Annotated in this window: 18 protein-coding genes; 15 read left to right on the forward strand and 3 right to left on the reverse strand. The window is 44.0% G+C overall.

The genetic code is table 11. The annotated features are described in order from the left end of the window. The first annotated feature begins 316 nt into the window (after nt 1-316). The 9 genes from murI to P2W76_RS09200 all read left to right on the forward strand — a co-directional run bounded on the left by murI (nt 317) and on the right by P2W76_RS09200 (nt 11,541). Nucleotides 317-1,123, forward strand: a complete 807-nt coding sequence (murI, locus tag P2W76_RS09160; protein ID WP_276347457.1) for a glutamate racemase — start codon at nt 317-319, stop codon at nt 1,121-1,123. A gap of 133 nt (nt 1,124-1,256) precedes the next feature. Further along, nucleotides 1,257-2,330 (forward strand): NADH-quinone oxidoreductase subunit NuoH, encoded by a 1,074-nt coding sequence (gene nuoH, locus P2W76_RS09165; RefSeq protein ID WP_276347459.1) that lies wholly within the window; start codon nt 1,257-1,259, stop codon nt 2,328-2,330. Continuing rightward, nucleotides 2,327-2,911: an NADH-quinone oxidoreductase subunit I gene (locus P2W76_RS09170; RefSeq protein WP_276347461.1), complete on the forward strand. Its 585-nt coding sequence runs from the start codon at nt 2,327-2,329 to the stop codon at nt 2,909-2,911. The genes nuoH and P2W76_RS09170 overlap by 4 nt, the downstream gene beginning before the upstream one ends. Continuing rightward, nucleotides 2,911-3,444 carry an NADH-quinone oxidoreductase subunit J gene (locus P2W76_RS09175; RefSeq protein ID WP_276347462.1) on the forward strand — a complete coding sequence of 178 codons (534 nt, stop codon included), beginning with the start codon at nt 2,911-2,913 and terminating at the stop codon, nt 3,442-3,444. The genes P2W76_RS09170 and P2W76_RS09175 overlap by 1 nt, the downstream gene beginning before the upstream one ends. Next, nucleotides 3,441-3,746 (forward strand): NADH-quinone oxidoreductase subunit NuoK, encoded by a 306-nt coding sequence (gene nuoK, locus P2W76_RS09180; RefSeq protein WP_276347464.1) that lies wholly within the window; start codon nt 3,441-3,443, stop codon nt 3,744-3,746. Before P2W76_RS09175 ends, nuoK begins: the two co-directional genes overlap by 4 nt. After that, nucleotides 3,747-5,771 (forward strand): NADH-quinone oxidoreductase subunit L, encoded by a 2,025-nt coding sequence (locus P2W76_RS09185; protein WP_276347465.1) that lies wholly within the window; start codon nt 3,747-3,749, stop codon nt 5,769-5,771. It abuts the gene before it with no gap. A gap of 50 nt (nt 5,772-5,821) precedes the next feature. Beyond that, the gene (locus P2W76_RS09190) at nt 5,822-7,426 is read left to right on the forward strand and encodes an NADH-quinone oxidoreductase subunit M (RefSeq protein WP_276347468.1); all 1,605 of its coding nucleotides are present in this window, start codon (nt 5,822-5,824) and stop codon (nt 7,424-7,426) included. Next, entirely contained in the window at nt 7,423-8,925 is a 1,503-nt protein-coding gene (locus tag P2W76_RS09195; protein WP_276347470.1) for an NADH-quinone oxidoreductase subunit N, read from the forward strand. Before P2W76_RS09190 ends, P2W76_RS09195 begins: the two co-directional genes overlap by 4 nt. 714 nt (nt 8,926-9,639) lie before the next feature. Beyond that, nucleotides 9,640-11,541 carry an amidophosphoribosyltransferase gene (locus P2W76_RS09200; RefSeq protein WP_276347471.1) on the forward strand — a complete coding sequence of 634 codons (1,902 nt, stop codon included), beginning with the start codon at nt 9,640-9,642 and terminating at the stop codon, nt 11,539-11,541. Between the two features lie 33 nt (nt 11,542-11,574). Here the strand turns inward: P2W76_RS09200 and P2W76_RS09205 are convergent, their stop codons facing one another. Continuing rightward, nucleotides 11,575-12,204, reverse strand: coding sequence for a LysE family translocator (locus P2W76_RS09205; RefSeq protein ID WP_276347472.1), 630 nt, complete (start codon nt 12,202-12,204; stop codon nt 11,575-11,577). 185 nt (nt 12,205-12,389) lie between these two features. Between P2W76_RS09205 and P2W76_RS09210 the strand changes: the two genes are divergently transcribed. Genes P2W76_RS09210 through P2W76_RS09220 form a run of 3 tightly spaced genes read left to right on the forward strand, consistent with a single transcriptional unit; the run spans nt 12,390 to nt 16,348 of the window. Continuing rightward, a complete protein-coding gene (locus tag P2W76_RS09210; protein ID WP_276347474.1) occupies nt 12,390-13,997 on the forward strand; it encodes an MFS transporter in 1,608 nt (535 codons plus the stop codon). Further along, nucleotides 13,997-14,455, forward strand: a complete 459-nt coding sequence (locus P2W76_RS09215; protein ID WP_276347475.1) for a dCMP deaminase family protein — start codon at nt 13,997-13,999, stop codon at nt 14,453-14,455. Before P2W76_RS09210 ends, P2W76_RS09215 begins: the two co-directional genes overlap by 1 nt. Before the next feature lie 54 nt (nt 14,456-14,509). Further along, a complete protein-coding gene (locus P2W76_RS09220) occupies nt 14,510-16,348 on the forward strand; it encodes a UbiD family decarboxylase (RefSeq protein WP_276347477.1) in 1,839 nt (612 codons plus the stop codon). A 10-nt stretch (nt 16,349-16,358) separates the two neighbouring features. Here P2W76_RS09220 and P2W76_RS09225 read toward each other — a convergent pair whose 3' ends face one another. Then, nucleotides 16,359-16,967 carry a C40 family peptidase gene (locus P2W76_RS09225; protein ID WP_276347479.1) on the reverse strand — a complete coding sequence of 203 codons (609 nt, stop codon included), beginning with the start codon at nt 16,965-16,967 and terminating at the stop codon, nt 16,359-16,361. 90 nt (nt 16,968-17,057) lie between these two features. After that, a complete protein-coding gene (locus P2W76_RS09230; RefSeq protein WP_276347480.1) occupies nt 17,058-17,528 on the reverse strand; it encodes a YdeI/OmpD-associated family protein in 471 nt (156 codons plus the stop codon). A 149-nt stretch (nt 17,529-17,677) separates the two neighbouring features. Between P2W76_RS09230 and guaA the strand changes: the two genes are divergently transcribed. Genes guaA through P2W76_RS09245 form a run of 3 tightly spaced genes read left to right on the forward strand, consistent with a single transcriptional unit; the run spans nt 17,678 to nt 21,589 of the window. Further along, a complete protein-coding gene (gene guaA, locus P2W76_RS09235; RefSeq protein ID WP_276347482.1) occupies nt 17,678-19,207 on the forward strand; it encodes a glutamine-hydrolyzing GMP synthase in 1,530 nt (509 codons plus the stop codon). After that, nucleotides 19,164-20,414 (forward strand): ABC transporter substrate-binding protein, encoded by a 1,251-nt coding sequence (locus tag P2W76_RS09240; RefSeq protein ID WP_276347483.1) that lies wholly within the window; start codon nt 19,164-19,166, stop codon nt 20,412-20,414. Before guaA ends, P2W76_RS09240 begins: the two co-directional genes overlap by 44 nt. Beyond that, entirely contained in the window at nt 20,411-21,589 is a 1,179-nt protein-coding gene (locus P2W76_RS09245; RefSeq protein WP_276347484.1) for an RsmB/NOP family class I SAM-dependent RNA methyltransferase, read from the forward strand. Before P2W76_RS09240 ends, P2W76_RS09245 begins: the two co-directional genes overlap by 4 nt.

The following is a 21,589-nucleotide window of genomic DNA, read 5'->3' on the forward strand; positions in this document are numbered from 1 at the left end:
CTATATTATTAGAAGGAAGCGTAATCACGTGTGGTTACGCTTTTTTTATGTCTTTTAGAAAGGAGTCAGGAGTCGGGAATCAAGAGCCAGGAGTCAAGAATCAAGAGTCAGGAGCCAGGACGGGTACATACGACCGCCTTTGGGGTCGGAAAAACGGCAAGGTTGATTTTCTATAAACATATAACCCCCTTCGGGGTTCAAGAAATATGTTTGTGGTCGGAGTAATAGGACTAATGCACGTTTCAATTCGCTTTCCACTTTCCCCTTTCAACCCAATAGCTATCGGGTTTCAACTAGTTTTTTATAATTTTACCAAATGAGTTCAGCACTGCCTATTGGGATTTTTGACTCCGGCATCGGCGGGCTAACCGTAGCGAATGCCATTCGTAAAATACTGCCGAATGAACAACTCATTTATTTCGGCGATACGGCCCATATGCCTTATGGTGATAAATCTCCCGAAGCCATAAAATTCTACAGCCTTAAGATCGCTAAGTTCCTGATGGATAAAGGATGTAAGGTTATCGTGATAGCTTGTAATACGGCTTCGTCTCACGCATTTCATGAACTGGTACATTTTTTAGGTGACCGGATCCCGATCATTAATGTAATAGATCCGGTGGTCAACCTGATGGTAAAGAATGCCGACGATAAGAAGATCGGTGTTATTGGAACAAAGTCAACAATCCGCTCAGATATTTATGCAAAAAAGTTTAAGGCGGCTAATCCTAAGCTGGAGGTAAGCTCGCTGGCAACGCCATTGCTGGCGCCAATGATTGAAGAGGGGTTTTTCAATAATAATATCAGCAAAACGGTGATAAATTCTTATTTATCCTCGGCAAAATTGAAAAAGATCGACAGTCTTATCCTGGCGTGTACTCATTACCCGCTGATACGATCAGAAATATCAGCCTTTTATAAGGAAAAGGTACGGATTGTTAATACTGCAGAGATTGTTGCAGAGCATGTCAAAGATCGTTTGAAAGATCTTAATTTATTAAATGACGGGACACCGAAGAAGCATCAGTTCTTTGTGTCTGATTATACCCCCTCATTTGCAAAGAGTACCAGGTTGTTTTTTGGCGAGAAGATCAATCTCATCCTTAATCCGATATGGGACTAAGAGAAAATACGACTGCTACAGGTAATTCTTCCAAACAATAAGCAAAAAGGGGATAATTTGTTAAAAGGGGCACTGTCCTGGTTCTTGATTCTCGCTTCAAATTATGTAAGTTTGCGTACATAAGCCCGGAGAATTGAATTTCTATCTGACATATGTATTAGTAGCTACCGCTTTATTCGCATTTACAGCACTTTTTACCCTGTTTGCCCTATATTCTGAGAGAAAGATTTCGGCGTTCATACAGGATCGCCTTGGTCCGATGGAAGTGGGTAAATATGGCTCGTTGCAGGCTTTCGCCGATATTCTGAAGATGCTCCAAAAGGAATTCATTATTCCTTCAGCCGCTGATAAGATCCTGTTTACGCTCGCTCCGATAGTTATCTTTGTATCGGTGTACCTGGGATTTGCTGCGTTGCCGTGGGCGCCCGACGTGATTCCCTCATCCTTAAACCTAGGCATATTTTACATTTTTGCCATTCTATCCATGGAAACAATAGGTATTCTGATGGCTGGATGGGGGTCAAATAACAAATACGCTCTGTTGGGTTCTATGCGGTCTGTAGCTCAAATGGTTTCCTATGAAATTCCTGCCGCGATCGCATTGATCTCAGCTGTGATGATATCTCAATCTCTTAATATGCAGGAGATAAGCATTAAACAGGGCATTTTATCGCCTGAAAGAATTCTTTTTCTGGGTGTTTGGGACGTTAAAGCAATCGGAGGATTTCTGGCCTGGAGTATTTTTCAGGCGCCGCATCTCATTATAGCTTACGTCATTTATTTCATTGCCTCCCTGGCAGAATGTAACCGTGCACCTTTTGATATTCCGGAAGCTGAATCTGAACTTGTAGCGGGTTTCCATGTTGAGTACTCCGGGCTCCGTTTTGCATTTATATTTCTTGCAGAATATTCGATGATGTTCCTGGTAGGTATGATCGGGGTAATTTTGTTTTTGGGCGGCTGGAATAGTCCTGTTCCAAACATTGGTTCAATAAAGCTGGCTGCCTGGACTACCGGGATAGGATGGGGCATATTCTGGATCGTTGTCAAAACATTGATTGTAGTGGCGGTGCAGATATGGATCAGGTGGACCTTGCCACGGCTGAGGGTCGATCAGCTGATGAGTTTTTGCTGGAAAGTATTAACGCCTCTGGCGTTCTTGTGCATGCTAATATCCGGAGTGTGGAGGCTTACCATGATGTCATGAACAGCGCATTGCTGAATGTTATTAAAACCGTAGGAAAGGGGTTGCGGCTTACCCTCGGACATTTCTTTGCAGCAAGCGAAAGCCGGAAAGTAAAGCCTGTCATGGACAATAATTACTTCGCACAGGATAGCGGTACAACGACAATTCAATACCCGCATCAAAAACTACCCCTGCCGGAAGTAGGCCGATATCAATTGGATGTTGAGATCGACGACTGTATAGTATGCGACCTTTGTGCAAAAATATGCCCTGTAGATTGTATCGAGATAGAAAGCATAAAAGCAACAGAAGCTATTGGTAAAACATCGGACGGTACAACCAAGCGCTTATACGCGGCAAAGTTCGATATTGATATGGCAAAGTGTATGTATTGCGGCCTGTGTACCGTGGTATGCCCTACAGAATGTATCATCATGACCGACCAGTATGACAGGAGCACATTGAAATTGAATGAGATGATTTATAAGTTCTCAGACATGACTCAGGCAGAAGCTGAAGAAAAGAGGATAGCACTGGAAAAATTAAATGCAGAACGCCTCGCGGCTAAAGAAGCAGCAATGCAATCAACTAAGGATAAATAATGAGCCCCGAACAAATTCTGTTTTACTTTTTTGCCGCTTTAACGTTAATTTCAGCGTTTTTGGTGGTAACCATGCAGAATCTGGTGAGGAGTATCTTCCTTTTTTTTGTGACTATTTTTTCGCTCGCCGCGATGTTTGTTTTTGCACTTGCAGATTTTATAGCAGTTACGCAGGTGGTGATTTATGTTGGGGGGGTGCTGGTCTTGATGCTTTTCGCTTTTATGCTTTCAAACAGGGAGTTGCTTAGCGGCTTGCAAGCGGTACAGACGGGTTTTAAGATGAGTCATTTTGCAGGCTTAATGATAAGCCTGGGATTTCTTTTTCTGCTTTATATGGCAATCGCCTCGACAGATATTGTAAACCTGCCATGGATAAAAGAAAGCCAGCAGATCAGTCCCGGTGATAATACCGTCCATCAAATCGGGATTAACACGATGACCCGCTACCTTCTTCCTTTTGAAGTGGTATCGGTGTTTTTATTAATGGCTCTTATAGGTGCGGCCCACCTGGCCAGGAAGGAGAAAAGATCATGATACCCTTGTCTCATTTTATGTTCATAAGCGCTGTTCTTTTTTGTTTAGGACTATATGCTGTACTAACCAAAAGGAATGCGATACAGGTGCTGATAGGCATCGAATTTATGATCAATGCAGCGATTCTGAATTTTGTTGCATTTGGCAGGTTTGATAAAGCAACTGGAGGCGGACAGATGTTTGCCCTGTTTACTATTGTTCTTGCTGCGGCGGGGGTGGCTGTTGCATTAGCTATTATTTTAAATGTTTATAAACATTTCAGGACGATTAATCCTGCCAAAATTGACTCACTGAAGGATTAAATGGGAGTATTAAGTTTTTCAGCTGGTACACTTGGCGCTTTTTCACTGATAGCGCTTGCTTTTCCATTCATTTCTTTGTTCACTATCCTTTGGCGTTCAAAAGATAGTCTGGGGCATATAGCAATTTTTAATGCTTTCATCAGTTTCATAGCATCCTTTATAGTGTTTTGTTGCGTATGGAATAAAGAAGTTATTCACCTGCAGACCGGTTGGTTCACGATTGGTGAAAATGTTTTCACTGCGGGGATCTTGTTGAATAATCTTTCTGTATTAATGATGGTTCTGGTGTCGGGGATATCATTGCTGGTGCATGTGTATTCTCTTATGTACATGAAGGGAGATCCCGGTATTAACAAATATTGGGCTTATCTTGGCTTATTTTGCTTTTCTATGCTGGGTTTGGTGGTATCCGACAGCTTATTGCTCATATATATATTCTGGGAACTTGTTGGCTTTTCATCCTATCTGTTAATCGGTTTTTGGTTTACCAGGGACGCTGCATCGCAGGCTGCAAAAAAAGCCTTTATCATAAACCGGATAGGTGATATTGGCCTTTTGACCGGACTTATGATCATGTATGCTCAGTTCCGAACCTTCGACGTAGTAAAGCTTTTTGGTCCTATGGGGCTTGTTGATTCGGCATCCATCATTGACGGGATTTGGATAAGCCCTGTAAGCCAGATGCCGGTAGTATGGCTTAGTGTTGCAGGGTTTGCATTTTTTATAGGTGCTATGGCGAAGTCGGCTCAGTTCCCGCTGCATACCTGGCTGCCTGATGCTATGGAAGGCCCAACTTCTGTGTCTTCATTAATTCATGCTGCTACAATGGTCGCCGCAGGTGTTTTCCTTCTGGGCAGAGTATATCCCCTGTTTGACAGCCTTGTGTTCAATGTTATAATAATTATAGGCGTTCTGACAGCATTTTTGGGTGCTACCATCGCGCTCACTCAAAACGATATCAAGCGTATTCTTGCCTATTCTACCATTTCCCAGTTAGGTTTCATGATTGCAGCTATGGGAATTGGCGCTTACGGAGAGAGTATTTTCCACCTTGCAACCCATGCTTTCTTTAAATGTTTATTATTTCTATCAGCCGGAGCCGTGATCCATCAGCTTCATCATTACAAAGAGCATCACCAGCTCGAATTTGATCACCAGGATATCCGTCTGATGGGCGGCCTGGGGAAGAAGATGCCGGTGACATTTATATCAATGTGTGTTGCAGCAGCAGCACTTGCCGGACTTCCCCTGACTGGCGGGTACCTGTCTAAGGATGCGGTCCTTATAACGTCGTTCGAATGGGCCTCGGGATACCATGGGTTTAAGAAATTGGTTCCATACGTGTTGGTGCTGACAAGTTGGTTGACCGCCTTTTATATAGCAAGGCTGATTTTTAAAGTTTTTTTTGGTAAGCTACGATACGAAGGAATAACGGAGGCATCGTCATCAATGAGCAGGGTCCTTATTGTCCTGGCAATATGCAGCCTGTTTATACTGGTATCCTTTAATCCCTTATCGTATGAGGGTTCATGGATCCTGGCTGGTTTCACAGGTTCAGGCGTTAAGCCATTTGAGGTATTTCATTCGATCGTACCAATAGTTGTAACTATCGGCAGCATTCTCATGGTATTGATTGGTTTCAGGATATATGCAAAGCGCGATGGCAGAACATTCCGCGAGAAAGGTTTCTTTTATCGTTTTTCAAATCGTGCCTGGTATCTTAATGAAGCATATAATTTAATGTTTGTTAAGCCAGTTGAACGCATCGCACATTATAGCTATAGGTTTGATAAACTTATAGTTGATGGAGTAGTCAACTTAGCCGGTGCTGGAATGGGTGTCCTGTCTCGAGTAGCAGACTGGCTCGACCGTTATATCGTAGATGGTGCTGTTAACGGAGCAGCGGTGCTTGCCCGCCACACAGGCAATTTCGCACGCCAGTTCCAAAGCGGAAGACTCCAGCATTATCTCATTACAATGTTAACATTGGTTGTAGGATTTTTCATTCTAACATACTTCATATAGTTATAATGACTGCATTCATGAGCAAAAAATAGTTTAAGAGCAATAAAAAAATGGACTATATACTTTCTATACTAATCTTTCTTCCCCTGGTAGCCGCGCTGCTTATAATTGTGCTGGGCTCGTCTTTCAGGGAGCGATTTAAATATATTGCCCTGGCTGTAACGGTTATCCAATTGTTCATCAGTATTGCCATATATCTTGATTTCAGCAGTTCAACTGCTTTTGCAGGAATAAATAAGGAAAGCCAGTTTCAGCTTCTCGAGAAAATTCCCTGGATAAGGCTTGATCTTGGGTCGATAGGGAAACTGGAGATTGATTACTTCTTAGGGATAGACGGTTTGTCGATGCCCTTCCTCGTACTCTCCGCATTGGTGATGTTTGTTGCAACGCTGGCCTCCTGGGAAATCAAAACTAATCACAAAGCTTTTTTTGCCTTGCTGCTGCTGCTGAACACCGCGGTCATGGGAGTCTTTTGTGCCCTTGATTTTTTTCTGTTTTATGTTTTCTACGAACTTATGCTTCTCCCTCTTTATTTCCTTATAGGGATGTGGGGAGGCGCCAGGAGGGAATATGCTGCCATAAAGTTTTTCCTTTATACGCTTTTTGGTTCCGTGTTTATGCTGCTGGTTATAATCGGGCTTTACTTCTCAGTAATAAACCCGGCTACAGGGAACCACACCTTTAACATGATCCTGATGATGGACCCATCCAATTATATTGGAAATTCCATATTTTCTACTGTTGCTAATCAGGAGCTTTTCGGTATCTCAGCCAGGCTGTTGGCTTTCATTGTTTTATTTATTGCTTTTGCAATCAAAGTTCCTGTCGTTCCGTTGCACACATGGCTTCCCGATGCCCATGTTGAAGCGCCAACACCAGTTTCTATTATTCTCGCAGGCTTGCTTCTAAAGGTTGGCGGCTACGGAATACTGCGAGTTTGCATCAGTATCTTCCCGGAAGCTGCCGTTCAATCGGCATGGTGGCTAGGCCTTATAGGCGTGATATCGATCCTTTACGGGGCTCTAAACGCGCTGGCGCAGACTGATTTAAAACGATTGATCGCTTATTCATCCGTCTCTCATATGGGATTTGTACTATTGGGCATAGCTTCCGGTACTGTTGAAGGCGTAAGTGGTGCAATGCTTCAAATGATCAGCCATGGCGGTTTGTCTGCAATGCTTTTCTTTTTGGTTGGGATGATTTACAACCGTGTGCATGATCGTGACATAGCCAGTTTTCGTGGCCTGGCGCTAATTATGCCGCAATTTACTGCATTCGTGGTCATCGCTTTTTTTGCTTCTCTCGGATTGCCTGGTTTTTCAGCTTTTATGGCAGAGGCATTCAGCCTGATAGGAGCTTTTACTTCTGCGGAAATAAATGGCCTGCTGCCCCGCTGGATGGCAATCGGCGGTGCTGTTGGAATACTGCTAAGTGCAGCATACTTTTTGTGGACACTGCAGCGGATGTTTTTTGGTCAAACACGGCTGAAGGGCGGTGACATCTGGCTGTCGCAGCTTAAAGACATAAATATCCGTGAAAAAGTTGCACTCGTGCCTCTGGCTGTTCTTGCACTTGCTTTGGGGATATTCCCATCCCTGGCTTTCAGCAAGATGAATGCTTCAATCCTGGCTTTCATTCAATTATTCTCCGGATGATGAATGATTTTATCCAAAATATATCGCCGTCTATCAACGACACGATCAGGAGCCTATCCTTATTTTATCCCGAGATTGGCATAGCAACAGGCTTTATTCTCGTTGTTCTGGCGGATCTTTTCTTCCATAGGCGAAGTCCTCAGGCTTCGTTCATGCTAACCATATTATGTCTCGCCCTGGTTGGCTGTTTAAATTTTTCGCAGCTAGGGTATCCCGCTGAGGCAGCCTTTGGGGGTATGATCATCGTGGATCGTCTCGCAGTGGTTTTTAAGATTATTTTTTGCTTCGTAAGCGTCCTTTTTGTGTTATTCGTGAGATATAATCAAAGTCTGCAGAATAGCAGCAAAGGAACGGGAGACCTGTACAGTATTTTGCTGGCTGTACATTTGGGCCTTCATCTTATGGTGATGTCACAAAATTTGGTGATGATCTATCTTTCTCTGGAAATGGTTTCTGTCGGCTCCTATTTAATGGTGGGTTACCTGTCGGGGAATCCCAAGCAAAGTGAGGCCGCAATGAAGTACGCTTTATTTGGAGCTGTGTGCTCGGCATTCATGCTTTACGGCATGTCCTTGCTCTATGGCTTTACCGGGAGTCTCGAAATTTATTCGCCGCAGTTTGCAAGCTTTCTGATCACCACACCATTTGCTTCCTGGGGCCTGGGTCTGATCATGTTATTGACAGGCATAGCGTTTAAGCTTTCCCTGGTGCCTTTTCATTTCTGGTCGCCCGATGTATATGAAGGCGCGCCGACACCTGTTACCGCTTTTCTTTCCACCGGCCCTAAAATAGCCGGATTTGCTTTGCTTATCAGGATTTTAGCGCCTTTTCAGCCATTTAATTTATCAGGTATTGACAGCTCTATATTTAGTATGACCACTGTTCTGGCGGTTATGGCGATAGCGAGTATGGTTGTTGGAAATTTCGGAGCAATATGGCAGAATAATGTGAAGAGAGTGTTAGCCTATTCTTCTATCGGGCATACCGGATTTATGCTGATGGCCTTATTTGTGTTCTCGGCCAGCGGTTTCAAGGCGCTTATATTTTATATGGTGATCTATTCTATCATGAATATGGCTGCATTCATGATAGTGGACGAGATTGAAGAACGGACTGGTAAGCAGAATATCGACGACTATAAAGGGCTTGGCAAATCGTTTACCGTGCTCATGATCGCCATGGTGGTTGTGCTGGTGTCGCTTACCGGCTTACCACCGACAGCGGGATTTACTGCGAAGTTCCTGATCTTTTCAGCCGCCATTGAAGCGTACAATTTATCAGGGTCGGCGTTAATGATGATCGTTATCATCACAGGAGCCATCAGTACGGTTGTGTCGCTCTTTTATTATTTCAGGATTCCTCTGAATGCATTCTTAAGAACAGGGGAGAACCAGGTCACCGGTATCAAAGGTTCGCCAAAGGTTTATATCACCTTGTTCCTGGTTTTTCTGCTGATCTTTTTTATTCTTTTTCCTTCACCGATACAGAAGCTTTTGTAGAGATGGCGTGACGCTATCCACCGGGTTCATCCATGGTTATGGACATTCAAGCCCTTTAGGCTTGGGATGTCGGCTATGTTATTCATTAGTCCACGGATTTCATCCGGGGTTATGGACATTCAGGCCCTTTAGGCTTGGTATGCCGGCTATGTTATTCATTAGTCCACGGATTTCATCCATGGTTATGGCTATTCAAGCCCTTCAGGCTTGGGATGTCGGCTATGTTATTCATTAGTCCACGGATTTCATCCGTGGTTATGGGCATTCAAGCCCTTCAGGCTTGGGATGCCGGCTATGTTATTCATTAGTCCACGGATTTCATCCATGGTTATGGCTATTCAAGCCCTTCAGGTTTGGGATGTCGGCTATGTTATTCCTCTGTCCACCGACTTCATCCGGGGTTATGGCTATTCAAGCGCTACAGGCTTGTACATCGCGACTATCTTTAGGAATCGGAGCGGATAGAGCTTTAATTACAGGATTGTCTCAAGCCTGAAGGGCTTGAATATTAATAACCGCAGGCAAAGCCTGTGGTTATTAAACCCGGTTAACCTCAACCCCGGAGGGGTTGAACGCCACGATCTGATCATAGCTAAATTATGCTCTGAAACAGTAAACCTTCATTAATAATCACATTGTCAATTTGTTGCAGCTGGCAATTTTCATTGGCTTCTTAGCGAATAAATATCTATTTTTGCAGTCTCACAACCATTTATGAGCGAGCAGATAAAACACGAGTGCGGGATCGCACTTATCCGTCTTTTAAAACCTCTATCTTATTATCAGAAAAAATACGGCACGGCACTTTACGGGCTGAATAAGCTGTACCTGTTAATGGAAAAGCAGCATAACCGGGGGCAGGATGGTGCTGGTATCGCTACGATAAAGCTTGATGTTCAGCCTGGGAAAAGGTATATCAGCCGGCACCGCGCAATGGGGTCTAATGCAGTTGCCGAAATATTTGAATATGTTCAGAATAAGTTTGCCGATGTTCAGAAAAATGCGCCGGAGCTTTTGCAGGATACAGAGTGGCTGAAGGAAAATATAAGCTTTACCGGAGAGGTCTTAATGGGTCATCTGCGCTATGGCACTCATGGAAAGAACAGCATTGAAAGCTGTCACCCGTTTCTTCGGCAAAATAACTGGATGACCCGTAATCTGGTTATCAGCGGGAATTTCAATATGACAAACGTGGATGAATTGCTTGAGCAGCTTTTTGAGCTGGGGCAGCATCCGAAAGAGCGTACCGACACCGTTACTGTTCTGGAAAAAATAGGGCACTTCCTCGATACAGAGAACCAGGAGCTTTTTGATAAATATAAAAAGGAAGGCTTTTCCAATGAGGAGATCAGCCACCAGATTGCCGAACAAATCGATGTCGCATCTATTTTAAAGAGATCAGCTAAAACATGGGACGGCGGCTACACCATCAGTGGTATTCTGGGGCATGGAGATGCATTTGTAATGCGTGACCCGGCTGGCATCAGACCCGCATTTTATTATTATGACGACGAGATCGTAGTTGTTACTTCTGAAAGGCCTGCTATTCAAACGGCTTTTAATATTCCCCTCGAATCTGTTAAAGAGATCAGACCGGGGCATGCTCTTATCGTTAAGAAGAACGGCCGGGTTACAGAAGAGCAGTTTCGCGAAACAGAGGAACAAAAGTCCTGTTCTTTTGAAAGAATTTATTTTTCCCGGGGAAGCGACGCGTCTATCTATCGTGAAAGAAAGCAGTTAGGTCGCCTGCTTTGCCCGCAGATATTGAACGCTATCGATCATGACCTGAAAAACACTGTATTTTCGTTTATCCCCAATACGGCGGAAGTAGCTTTTTACGGAATGGTAGAGGGCGTACACAAATATGTAAAGCAATACCAGCGTGACGTGCTTTTAAACAGGGCCGACCGTGTGACTGATGCGGAGCTTGAGGAAGTGCTTGCCATGGCTCCGAGAGTAGAAAAAATTGCTATTAAAGATGTAAAATTAAGAACCTTCATTACCCAGGATGCCGACCGCGGAGAGATGGTTTCCCACGTTTATGATACTACTTATGGTATCATAAAGAAAGGCACCGATAATCTGGTTGTCCTGGATGATTCGATTGTAAGGGGAACTACCCTCAAGCAAAGTATTCTTAAGATTCTGGACAGGCTGGGGCCTAAGAAGGTAATTGTGGTGTCTTCTGCACCACAGATACGTTACCCGGATTGTTATGGAATTGATATGTCGAGGATGGGAGAGTTTGTTGCATTTGAGGCTGCTATTTCTTTGCTAAAGGAAACGGGCAGGGAGAATGTTATCGACGAAGTCTACCAAAATTGTATTGAATCACAGAAGCTTGGAAACAAGCAGGTCAAGAACTATGTTCAGCAGATCTACGACCAGTTTACCGATCAGGAGATCTCCGACCGTATCGCTCAGATCATTACTCCGAAAGAAATTGGAACTGAAGTTCAGGTTATTTATCAGACACTTGACAATCTTCACAAAGCTACTCCGCAACATCTCGGCGACTGGTACTTCTCAGGGAATTATCCAACACCGGGCGGTAATAAAGTAGTGAATAAAGCCTTTATGAACTGGATGGAAGGGAAGAATCAGAGAGCATATTGAGAGTTGAGAACTATTTCCATTCTCCACTCTCAACTAAATAAGTGAGTGCCCGCTCAGTAAATTGTAAAGAAGTCTCGCAGCGAAAACAAGTATCAGAACCCCAGCGATACGATTTAGGTTGGAAATCGTCTTTTCCTTGATCCTGTATCGCAATTTGTTAGCATAGTAAGCTTTAACAACATCCACACTGAATTGGGTTACCAGTATCGAGCCGAAAAAGGGCACAACTTCCGATGGATCGATCTCACCCGAAATCGAAATTACACCGCTTGTTACGCTAAGCCAATAAAGAAGAATTGCCGGATTAAAGATGCACATGATAAATCCTTTAAGGAAATATCCGGTATTGTGACGCTTGGACGTTGTTTTTTCGTAATTAACCTTAACGTTTTTAAGAAGGTAATAGATACCGATCGCAAATAGAATAGCACTTCCGGCAACGCCGATCTGAACGCGGTATTTATTTTCAAGTGCCAGGAACGAGGTGCCGTATAAGCTCAGCGCAACATAAAACACATCGCTTACTACCACTCCCCCAGCCAGTGACACCCCGGCATAGAAGCCTTTTTCGATGCTGGTTTTAATCAGAGCAAAAAATACCGGGCCGGTCAAAAAAGAAAGCACAAATCCCAATCCTATACCTGATATAATTGATTCGATCATCCCGAATTACTAATCCAATTTTGCGAATATGCGAATTAACGGTTTAATAACAATGAAAAAAAAGTATTAGGTGTTAGGCGTTAGACCAGCCCTAAACCCTAAACCCTAAAGCCTTTAAATAAAATCCTCCACATATGAGAAAATTGATTTATGTTCGGGTTCATTAAAAAGGTAACATTTGCACTATGGAGAATAACCAGCAAAGAAGCTACGGGTCTGCTTTATACACTATAATTACAGTGTTCTTTTTCTGGGGCTTTCTGGCAGCCAGCAACGGTATTTTTATTCCATTTTGTAAAACGCATTTTGACCTGACACAGTTCGAGTCCCAGCTTATAGAATATACTTTTTATGGAGGGTATTTTATAGGGTCGCTGATCTTGTTTTACGCATCAAAAATTACAGGGGTAGACATCTTAAATAAACTAGGCTACAAAAACAGTATTATTATAGGTCTCGTTGTATCTGCTCTGGGCGCATTATTAATGGTTCCTGCAGTGCACTCAGGCTCTTTTCCCTATATACTTACCGCTTTTTTCTTCGTGGCGATAGGGTTTTCCCTTCAGCAAACAGCCGCTAACCCTTTTGTTGTGGCTTTGGGAAGCCCAGTAACGGGAGCTAACCGCCTTAATTTAGCTGGCGGAGTGAATAATTTTGGAAGTATCCTAGGTCCGATTGCTGTGAGTGTGATATTGTTTGGAAGTGCCAGGGCTGTTACTCCCAAAGCTGTGGAGATCAGTTCGATAGATACCCTGTATTATGCGCTCGCGGGCTTGTTTCTTGCAGTTGCAGCCTTCTTTGCAATTTCCAGGCTGCCGAAAGTTACGAGTGATGAAAAGATCGAATCCAGCGACAAGACAAACCTTCCGCTCGTTGTTATTTTTATAGCATTCGTCCTGGTGCTTGCAGGGATCCCGCTGGCTGACTGGACGGGCCTGAGCCTTTCATATTTTGTATACGCCGCCCTTGTGATCATAATTTTCACCCTGTTTTTAACACTTAATGCGGCCTCGAAAGACAGGACGGGTTGGGGTGCTATGGGTTATCCGCAGCTGATCCTGGGAATGATAGCAATATTCACATATGTGGGAGTAGAAGTAACTATCCAGGGGAATATGGGAACACTTTTGAAACTTCCTGAATTTGGCGGATACGATGATTCAACCATAGCACCTTTTATATCGCTTTATTGGGGAAGTATGATGATAGGCCGTTGGACGGGAGCTGTAAGTGCTTTCAGGCTATCAAAAAGTACAAAGAACATACTTACTATCGTGGTTCCATTCGTTGCTTTCGGAGTGATATTGCTTGCAAACGACTTGAATGGTACAGACATTAGTCAGCTTTACGTTTATGCGGTTTGTGTGCTTGTTCTTATAGCTGGTTTCTTTTACAGCCAGGAAAGGCCCGCCAAAACGTTGCTTACATTTGGTGTTTTAGGAGCGATAGCAATGATTATCGGCGTAGCCACAACCGGCAAAGTAGCGATCTATGCGTTTATCAGCGGAGGCTTATTTTGCTCGATCATGTGGCCAAGCATCTTTGCATTGTCGATCGCCGGTTTGGGTAAATATACCAGCCAGGGTTCAGCTTTCCTGATTATGATGATTCTCGGAGGTGCTATCATACCGCCGGTACAGGGATTGCTTGCCGACACGAGCGGCATTCATATCTCTTATATCATTCCTGTGATCTGTTTCGCATATCTGGTATATTTTGCGTTCAGAGTTAGCGCAGAGTTAAAGATACAAGGTATCGATGTAAGTAAGTTGGACGTAGAAGCAACACATTAATGGTAGCGAAGCCGAGTTTTGACCTGATCTTTATGAAACTTGCAAGCGATCTGGCCGCGCGGTCGCATTGCGTGAAGGCACAGGTAGGAGCGGTGTTAACCAAAGACACCCGGATCATTTCAATCGGGTATAACGGGCCGCCGGCCGGTACGCACAATTGCGACGAGGAATGGCCGGAAACAGGATGCCCCCGTGATTCGAAGAATAGTTGTTCACTGGCGCTGCATGCCGAGGAAAATGCAATATTATATGCGGTAAAAAATGGCGCCAGCCTGGACGGGTCAACGCTTTATCTGACACTGTCGCCGTGCCTTGCCTGTGCACGGATCATTTACTCATCCGGAATTAAGAAGGTATGGTTTAAAGCATCCTATGCAGAATATAAAGGTTTGACTTCTGATGAAGGTGTAGATTTTCTCAATAGGTTTGGAGTGGAATGCGTGAAGTATGAGGTATGAGGTCGGACCTCGAATTTAATTTTCGTAAATTGCGCCTCTCTCGCGGAATAATAAATGGGTTATAAAAGTCTTGCCGATTGTGTTTCAGATCTTGAAAAACATGGCCATCTTGTAAGGGTCAGGGAGGAGGTGGATCCATACCTCGAAGCTGCAGCTATCCATCTGCGCGTGTATGAAAACCAGGGGCCGGCTTTATTGTTTGAGAACCTTAAGGGGAGTAAATTTCCGGCTGTTTCGAATCTTTTTGGCACTCTTGAACGCTCGAAGTTTATGTTCAGAGACACGCTCGACGACATTAAGACGTTGGTGGATATAAAGTCAGATCCCATAAAAGCACTTAAGAATCCGCTGAAATATGTTAAAGCAGGTTTCATCGCCTTCTCCGCATTACCATGGCAAACCAGCTTCAGATCTCCTGTGAAGTTTGGGAAGACCAGTATCAGTGAGCTGCCGCAAATTACTCATTGGCCAATGGACGGCGGTCCGTTTATCACGATGCCGCAGGTTTATACGGAAGACATCGACAAGCCTGGAATAATGAATGCTAATCTGGGGATGTACAGGATCCAGTTGGGTGGTAACAATTACATTCAGGATAGCGAGATCGGTTTGCATTACCAACTGCACCGGGGGATAGGTGTGCATCAGACTAAGGCGAACGCGCTGGGGCAAGCGCTGAAGGTCAGTATTTTTGTCGGAGGCCCGCCATCACATCCGCTTGCTGCTGTTATGCCGCTGCCGGAGGGTCTTTCTGAAATGATGTTTGCAGGGGCTCTCGGAAACAGAAGGTTCAGGTATTTTTATGATGACGAAGGTTTCTGCATGTCGTCTGATGCCGATTTCGTGATCACGGGTACGGTTGAACCGGGACAGACAAAAGATGAAGGCCCTTTTGGAGATCATTTGGGATATTATAGCTTAAAACATCCCTTTCCCTTAATGAAAGTCCGGAACGTTTATCACCGGCAGGATGCTATATGGTCTTTCACGGTGGTCGGCCGCCCTCCGCAGGAGGATACCAGCTTCGGAGCACTTATCCATGAAATCACAGGCTCTGCAATTCCGAAGGAGATACCAGGTTTGCACGAAGTAAACGCAGTTGACGCCGCTGGTGTACATCCCTTGCTTTTCGCGATAGGAAGCGAACGATATACTCCTTATTTAAAGGAAAAGAAACCGCAGGAAATCCTGACACTTGCTAATCATATTCTTGGGAAAAGCCAGCTTAGTCTTGCAAAGTTCCTTTTTATAACTAGCAAAGAGGATGATCCATCGCTCAGTACAGCTGACATTCCCGGATTCCTGCAGCATGTTTTTGAAAGGGTTGACCTGTCACGGGATCTGCATTTCTATACAAAAACAACTATCGATACACTGGATTATAGCGGCACTGATATTAATTCAGGTTCGAAGGTTGCGATTGCTGCTGCTGGCGACAAGAAACGGAACTTATGGGCAGACCTTCCATCCACTTTTTCCCTGCCAAGGCCATTTGATAAATATAAAATGGTTATGCCGGGAATACTCGCTGTGGATGCGCCAACGTATGTGGATTCCCAGCAGGTGGCTCAGGAAATACGTATTCTGGATGAATCGATAGGGTTCAAAAACCTGGACGGGTTACCCTTGATCGTTCTTTGCGACGACGCTGGGTTCACAGCCGGGACTATTAATAATTTCGTTTGGGTAACCTTCACACGGAGTAATCCGTCTCATGATATTCACGGGGTTAATTCCTTTACGGATCATAAACACTGGGGCTGCAAAGGACCCATGATCATTGATGCCCGTATTAAGCCTCATCATGCGCCGCTTCTTATCAAAGATCCCGAAGTCGAAAAAAAGGTGGACGCCCTAGGCAGCAAAGGCGGGTCTTTAAGTGGAATTGTTTAGGTGTCAACGATCAATTGAATATCCTTATCGCCTTGACAAATCTTCCCTGGTAGTATTTATTCAGGGGTGTTATTGTTACCCCATACGCCTTTCCGGATGTAGAATGGATAAACTCGTGCCCGTTGTTTTGAGAGGTGATGATTCCCATATGTCCAACAACACGTTTCGTACTGTCGGTGCCCGTAAAAAGGATGATGTCGCCGCGTTTAGCTTGTTTAAGGCTAATTTCTCGTTCGACTGATGTAAAACCCTCAGATGATCTCGGTACCGCGATATTAAAGCGATTAAAAACGAAAGTAATGAAGCCCGAACAATCAAATCCTTTGGCCGGATCGGAAGATCCATACAAATATGGAGTGCCGATAAGTGTTTCAGCGTAGTCAACAAGCTCATCCGGCCGGGTTCTGCCCGGATTTATATATTGAACATCAAGGGAATCTGCGTAATTCCAGGCAGGTGCTGTACTGGTATCGGCTACAGTATCCTGTGGGGTAGACGTATTGTGTACAATAGATGAGTCACCAACGCGTGAAGTTTTAGGGATATGATGTTTTTGAGAACCGGAATTACACCTGGACACAGTTATCAGGACGAATAAGAAAAAAAAGGAGAACCTCATCTGTAGCTGTATACAAATATGCGTCCAAATATACAGGCAGGAGATTATTCAAATTGGTTAGGCAGGACTAAACTTACAGCCATTTTAATTTTAAGACCAGTTCCCTCTTTCCTTGATCTTCTCCATAATTTCAAGGGATCGTTTTATTCGGGTATCGACCGATCTTGCCTGGTTGATATAATGAATGAGACCGCGTTTATGTCCGTCGCCGAGTGCATCATACACCCTGAGAGCGACCTCGTCCTGATCAAAAACTTCTGCCAGTTCTTCGGGTAAGCCAAGGCCGTTTTGTGGATCATGGCGGATGGAAACCATGAAAGGTACGCCCACAACCAGCTTGTTTCTTTTAATTAACTGTTTGCTTGCGATGATCACATATCTGCCATGCCGGGGATTGAGTGCACAGGGGAATTCATCACTTCCCTGAACCGAGCAAAAGACGCGGGGCGCGCTTTTGCCATTGACGAACCTGTCTGCTATTTCGTTCGGAACTGCAATAAGGTGATGAACCATTTTTTCATCGAGAGGCTCCAGAACAACATTGAACGATACAGGTTCCATTTTACGGCTTTTATATTCAAATATATACAGATGCGGCGAGAAACGAGAAATGAGATGTCTGACCGGGACAAGTAATGAAAAAGTCCTTCACGTACGGTAATTCTCGCTTCTCGTTTCTCGCATCTCACTTCAAAAAGTTATCTTTGCGCATGCAAGAAAAGATCATAATTCTTGACTTCGGATCGCAATATACCCAACTTATTGCAAGGAGAGTCAGGGAGCTAAACGTATACTGCGAGATACATCCATTTAATAATCTTCCCGGTTTTGACAGTACTGTAAAAGGAGTGATCCTTTCAGGAAGTCCTTATTCCGTAAGGCAGGACGACGCACCTCAAATTGACTTTGTTAGCCTGCAGGAAAACTATCCGATCCTGGGGGTATGCTATGGGGCACAATACATAGCACAGAAGTCGGGTGGTGATGTTAAACCTTCTTCGACAAGGGAGTATGGGCGGGCAAATCTTGAGTTCATTGACCACGCACATCCTCTTTTCAAGAATATTTCCAAAGGTTCGCAAACCTGGATGTCGCATGCGGACACGATCGCTTCAATTCCGGCTAATTTTGAGATCATTGCGAGTACCGATTCTGTAAAGGTAGCAGCATTCCATATAAAGGACACCAAAGTTTACGGCATACAATTTCATCCTGAGGTTACACATAGCACCGACGGAAAGCAGCTTCTGCAAAATTTTCTTGTAGATATCTGTAATTGCAGCCAGGACTGGACACCGGATGCATTCATAGAAAGCACGGTTACTTCGCTTAAAGAGAAGCTGGGAAATGATAAAGTTATTTTAGGTTTATCGGGAGGTGTCGACTCATCGGTTGCTGCTGTACTGTTACACCAGGCTATCGGTAAGAACTTGCATTGTATTTTTGTGGACAATGGCTTACTACGAAAGGATGAATTTGAGCAGGTTTTAGATTCATACCAGCATATGGGATTAAATGTGCGTGGGGTTAGGGCAGGAGACCGGTTTTTAGGGCAGCTAGCCGGAATAAAGGACCCTGAATTAAAAAGAAAGGCCATAGGAAGGGTTTTTATTGAGGTTTTTGACGACGCTGCTCATGAGGTTCAGGATGTCAAATGGTTAGGCCAGGGTACAATTTATCCGGACGTGATAGAATCAGTGTCTGTTAAAGGTCCCTCCGCGACGATTAAATCGCATCACAATGTTGGAGGCCTACCGGACTTTATGAAATTAAAAGTTGTTGAGCCTCTAAATACTCTTTTTAAGGACGAAGTACGGAGAGTTGGTAAGACTTTAGGGATGGATACTAACCTTTTGGGAAGACATCCTTTCCCTGGTCCCGGACTTGCAATACGTATTCTTGATGATATCACCCCAGAAAAGGTTGCGATCCTTCAGGAAGCAGATGCTATATATATAAACAATCTTAAGGCATCCGGCTGGTACGATAAGGTTTGGCAGGCCGGTGCGATATTTTTACCTGTTCAGTCTGTGGGTGTTATGGGAGATGAGAGAACTTATGAGCATGTTATTTGTTTACGTGCAGTAAGCTCGGTAGATGGTATGACTGCCGACTGGAGTCATTTGCCATACGAGCTTCTCGCTAAAATATCCAATGACATAATTAATAATGTTAAAGGAATTAACAGAGTAGTATATGACATTAGTTCCAAGCCGCCTGCTACCATTGAGTGGGAATAGATCTGTATTAATTTTATGCCTGCTGGTAGTTGCTTTTATTTCAGCTTGTTCCAGGAAAGTTGCACCTGTTAAGCCGGGTAATGTTAAAGTTCCGCCCGTACAAGAAAAACCTGAAAAGGAACCTGCTGTAGAAAAAAAGCTTGATCATTCTATTGGTCTCCTGCTGCCTTTTGAATTAAATACTATTAATTTAAAGAACGCAAAGGCAAAAGATATCGGTAAAGCTGACCTTGCCATAGATTTCTACCAGGGCTTTAAGCTTGCTCTCGATTCACTTTCTAAAAATGGACATAACTATAAGTTGCAGGTTTTTGATACCCAGGACCAGGAAACACGGGTAGTGAATCTTGCCAGGGCTGCCTCGGTCATTGACAATGACCTGATCATTGGCCCTGTCTTTCCCAACGCGCTGAGTACATTTTCAGAATTCACAGATCCGGACCCTTCAAAAATTATTGTATATCCGTTGGCTGCATCGTTGCCTGCGAAGGTTGAAAATCCGAATTTGCTGATGCTGAATAATACCATCGATCAGCATGGATGGAAGATAGCGGATTATATCACCCGGACTTACCATCCGGATCAGGTGAATATTGTGCTTGTAAATACTAAGAAGACCGACGACGAGAAATTTTCAGCACCAGTGCGAAAGTATATAAGTGGACTTTCGAAAGGGAAATTTCAGATAACTGAGCGACCCAACGCTATAGGCTTGCAGTCGTATCTGAACGTTTCGAAAAACAATCTGGTTATTATTTCCTCGTCCGACCGGGTTTTCCTGACACCGACAATCGATAAGCTGTATCAGCTTAGCCGCGACAACTATAGGATCGAAGTTTTTGGACACCCGAACTGGCTTAAAGCAACATTTTTGGATGGTGCAAAGCTTCAGGCCCTGAAAACGAAGTTGAGCTCCTCATATTTTGTGGATTATAAGTCCCCGAAAGTAAAGCATTTTATAGCCCATTATCGTGATGAATATGGCTTTGATCCCTCTGAATTTGCTTTTAAAGGATTTGATACAGGGTACTATTTCGGGCGTTTACTTGAAAAATATGGAAATAATTATGCACGCCATCTTACAGAGGAAAGCTATAAGGGACTTCACAATGATTTTCGGTTTTCAAAAGATAGCAAAGCCGGCTACAGCAACGATAACCTTATGCTGCTCACTTTCAGGGGACTCGAATTGCAGCCTGTAAAATGAGATCCGAGCAGCAATTAAGGACGTTTTTGCGCGTTTTGGAAAGCTACCAGGAGGACCGGCCCCTTGCTAAATTTCTACCTGAATTCTTTCGAAGAAATAAGCAGATGGGTTCAAATGACCGGCGTTCAGCGTCCAGGTTGTTGTACAATTACTATAGAATTGGCAATGCTTTTCATAACCTGCCTGTTGAAGAGAGGTTATTCTATGCGGAATTCCTGTGTACTGCGGTAGACAATCCCTTTTTACAGCACTTTCGCCCTGATCTCAATGAAAAGATCTATTTGAGCCGTGAGGAGAAACTCGATTATTTGGCAAAGGATGAGCGATTCAAATTAAGGGACGTTTTTCCTTTTGGTGATTTTTCCGAGGGGATAAACGAATCCCTTTTTTGCAGGTCGGTTTTTATCCAGCCAGATCTTTTCATCAGGATACACCCGGGTAAGGAAGATCTGGTCATGTCAGAAATTAATGCAACGTCTATTTCATTTAGCCGGCTGGGGAATTATACCCTCGCTCTTCCCAACGGCACCAATTTGGACAAGATATTCCCGGATGATACATTTCCGACAAAGCCTTTTGAGGTGCAGGATCTGTCCTCACAGCAGACCTTGAAATACTTTAAGCCGAACAGGTACGAGCATTGGTGGGATGCCTGTGCAGCCTCCGGTGGAAAGTCTCTGCTCTTATTTTCTGAGCAGCCCGATATAAAGCTTGTCGTATCTGATATCCGCGAAAGCGTGCTTGATAACCTCGATGAACGCTTTATTAATGCCGGGCTTCGTACCTATCAGAAGAAATTGCTTGATCTGACTCAAAATCCTGACCAGGTGCTGTATCATTATGAATTTGATGGGATCATCCTGGATGCGCCCTGCAGTGGCTCAGGAACATGGGGGCGTACACCCGAGATGATCAGCCAGTTTATGCCGCAAAAGATTCATGGGTTTCAGAATCTTCAAAAAGCTATTGCAGCAAATGTTATTAAGTACCTGAAGCCAGGCAAGCCCCTGATATACATTACCTGTTCAGTTTTCAGACAGGAAAACGAAGATGTTGTTGACTACCTGGTATCCGAATACGGTCTAAACCTCGAGGGAAAGGAAGTATTTATGGGATACGAGCATAAAGCAGATACCATGTTTGCCGCCAGACTTTTGAAGCCCCTGGAGTCTTAA

This window comes from Daejeonella sp. JGW-45 (assembly GCF_029360805.1).
GTDB lineage: Bacteria > Bacteroidota > Bacteroidia > Sphingobacteriales > Sphingobacteriaceae > Daejeonella.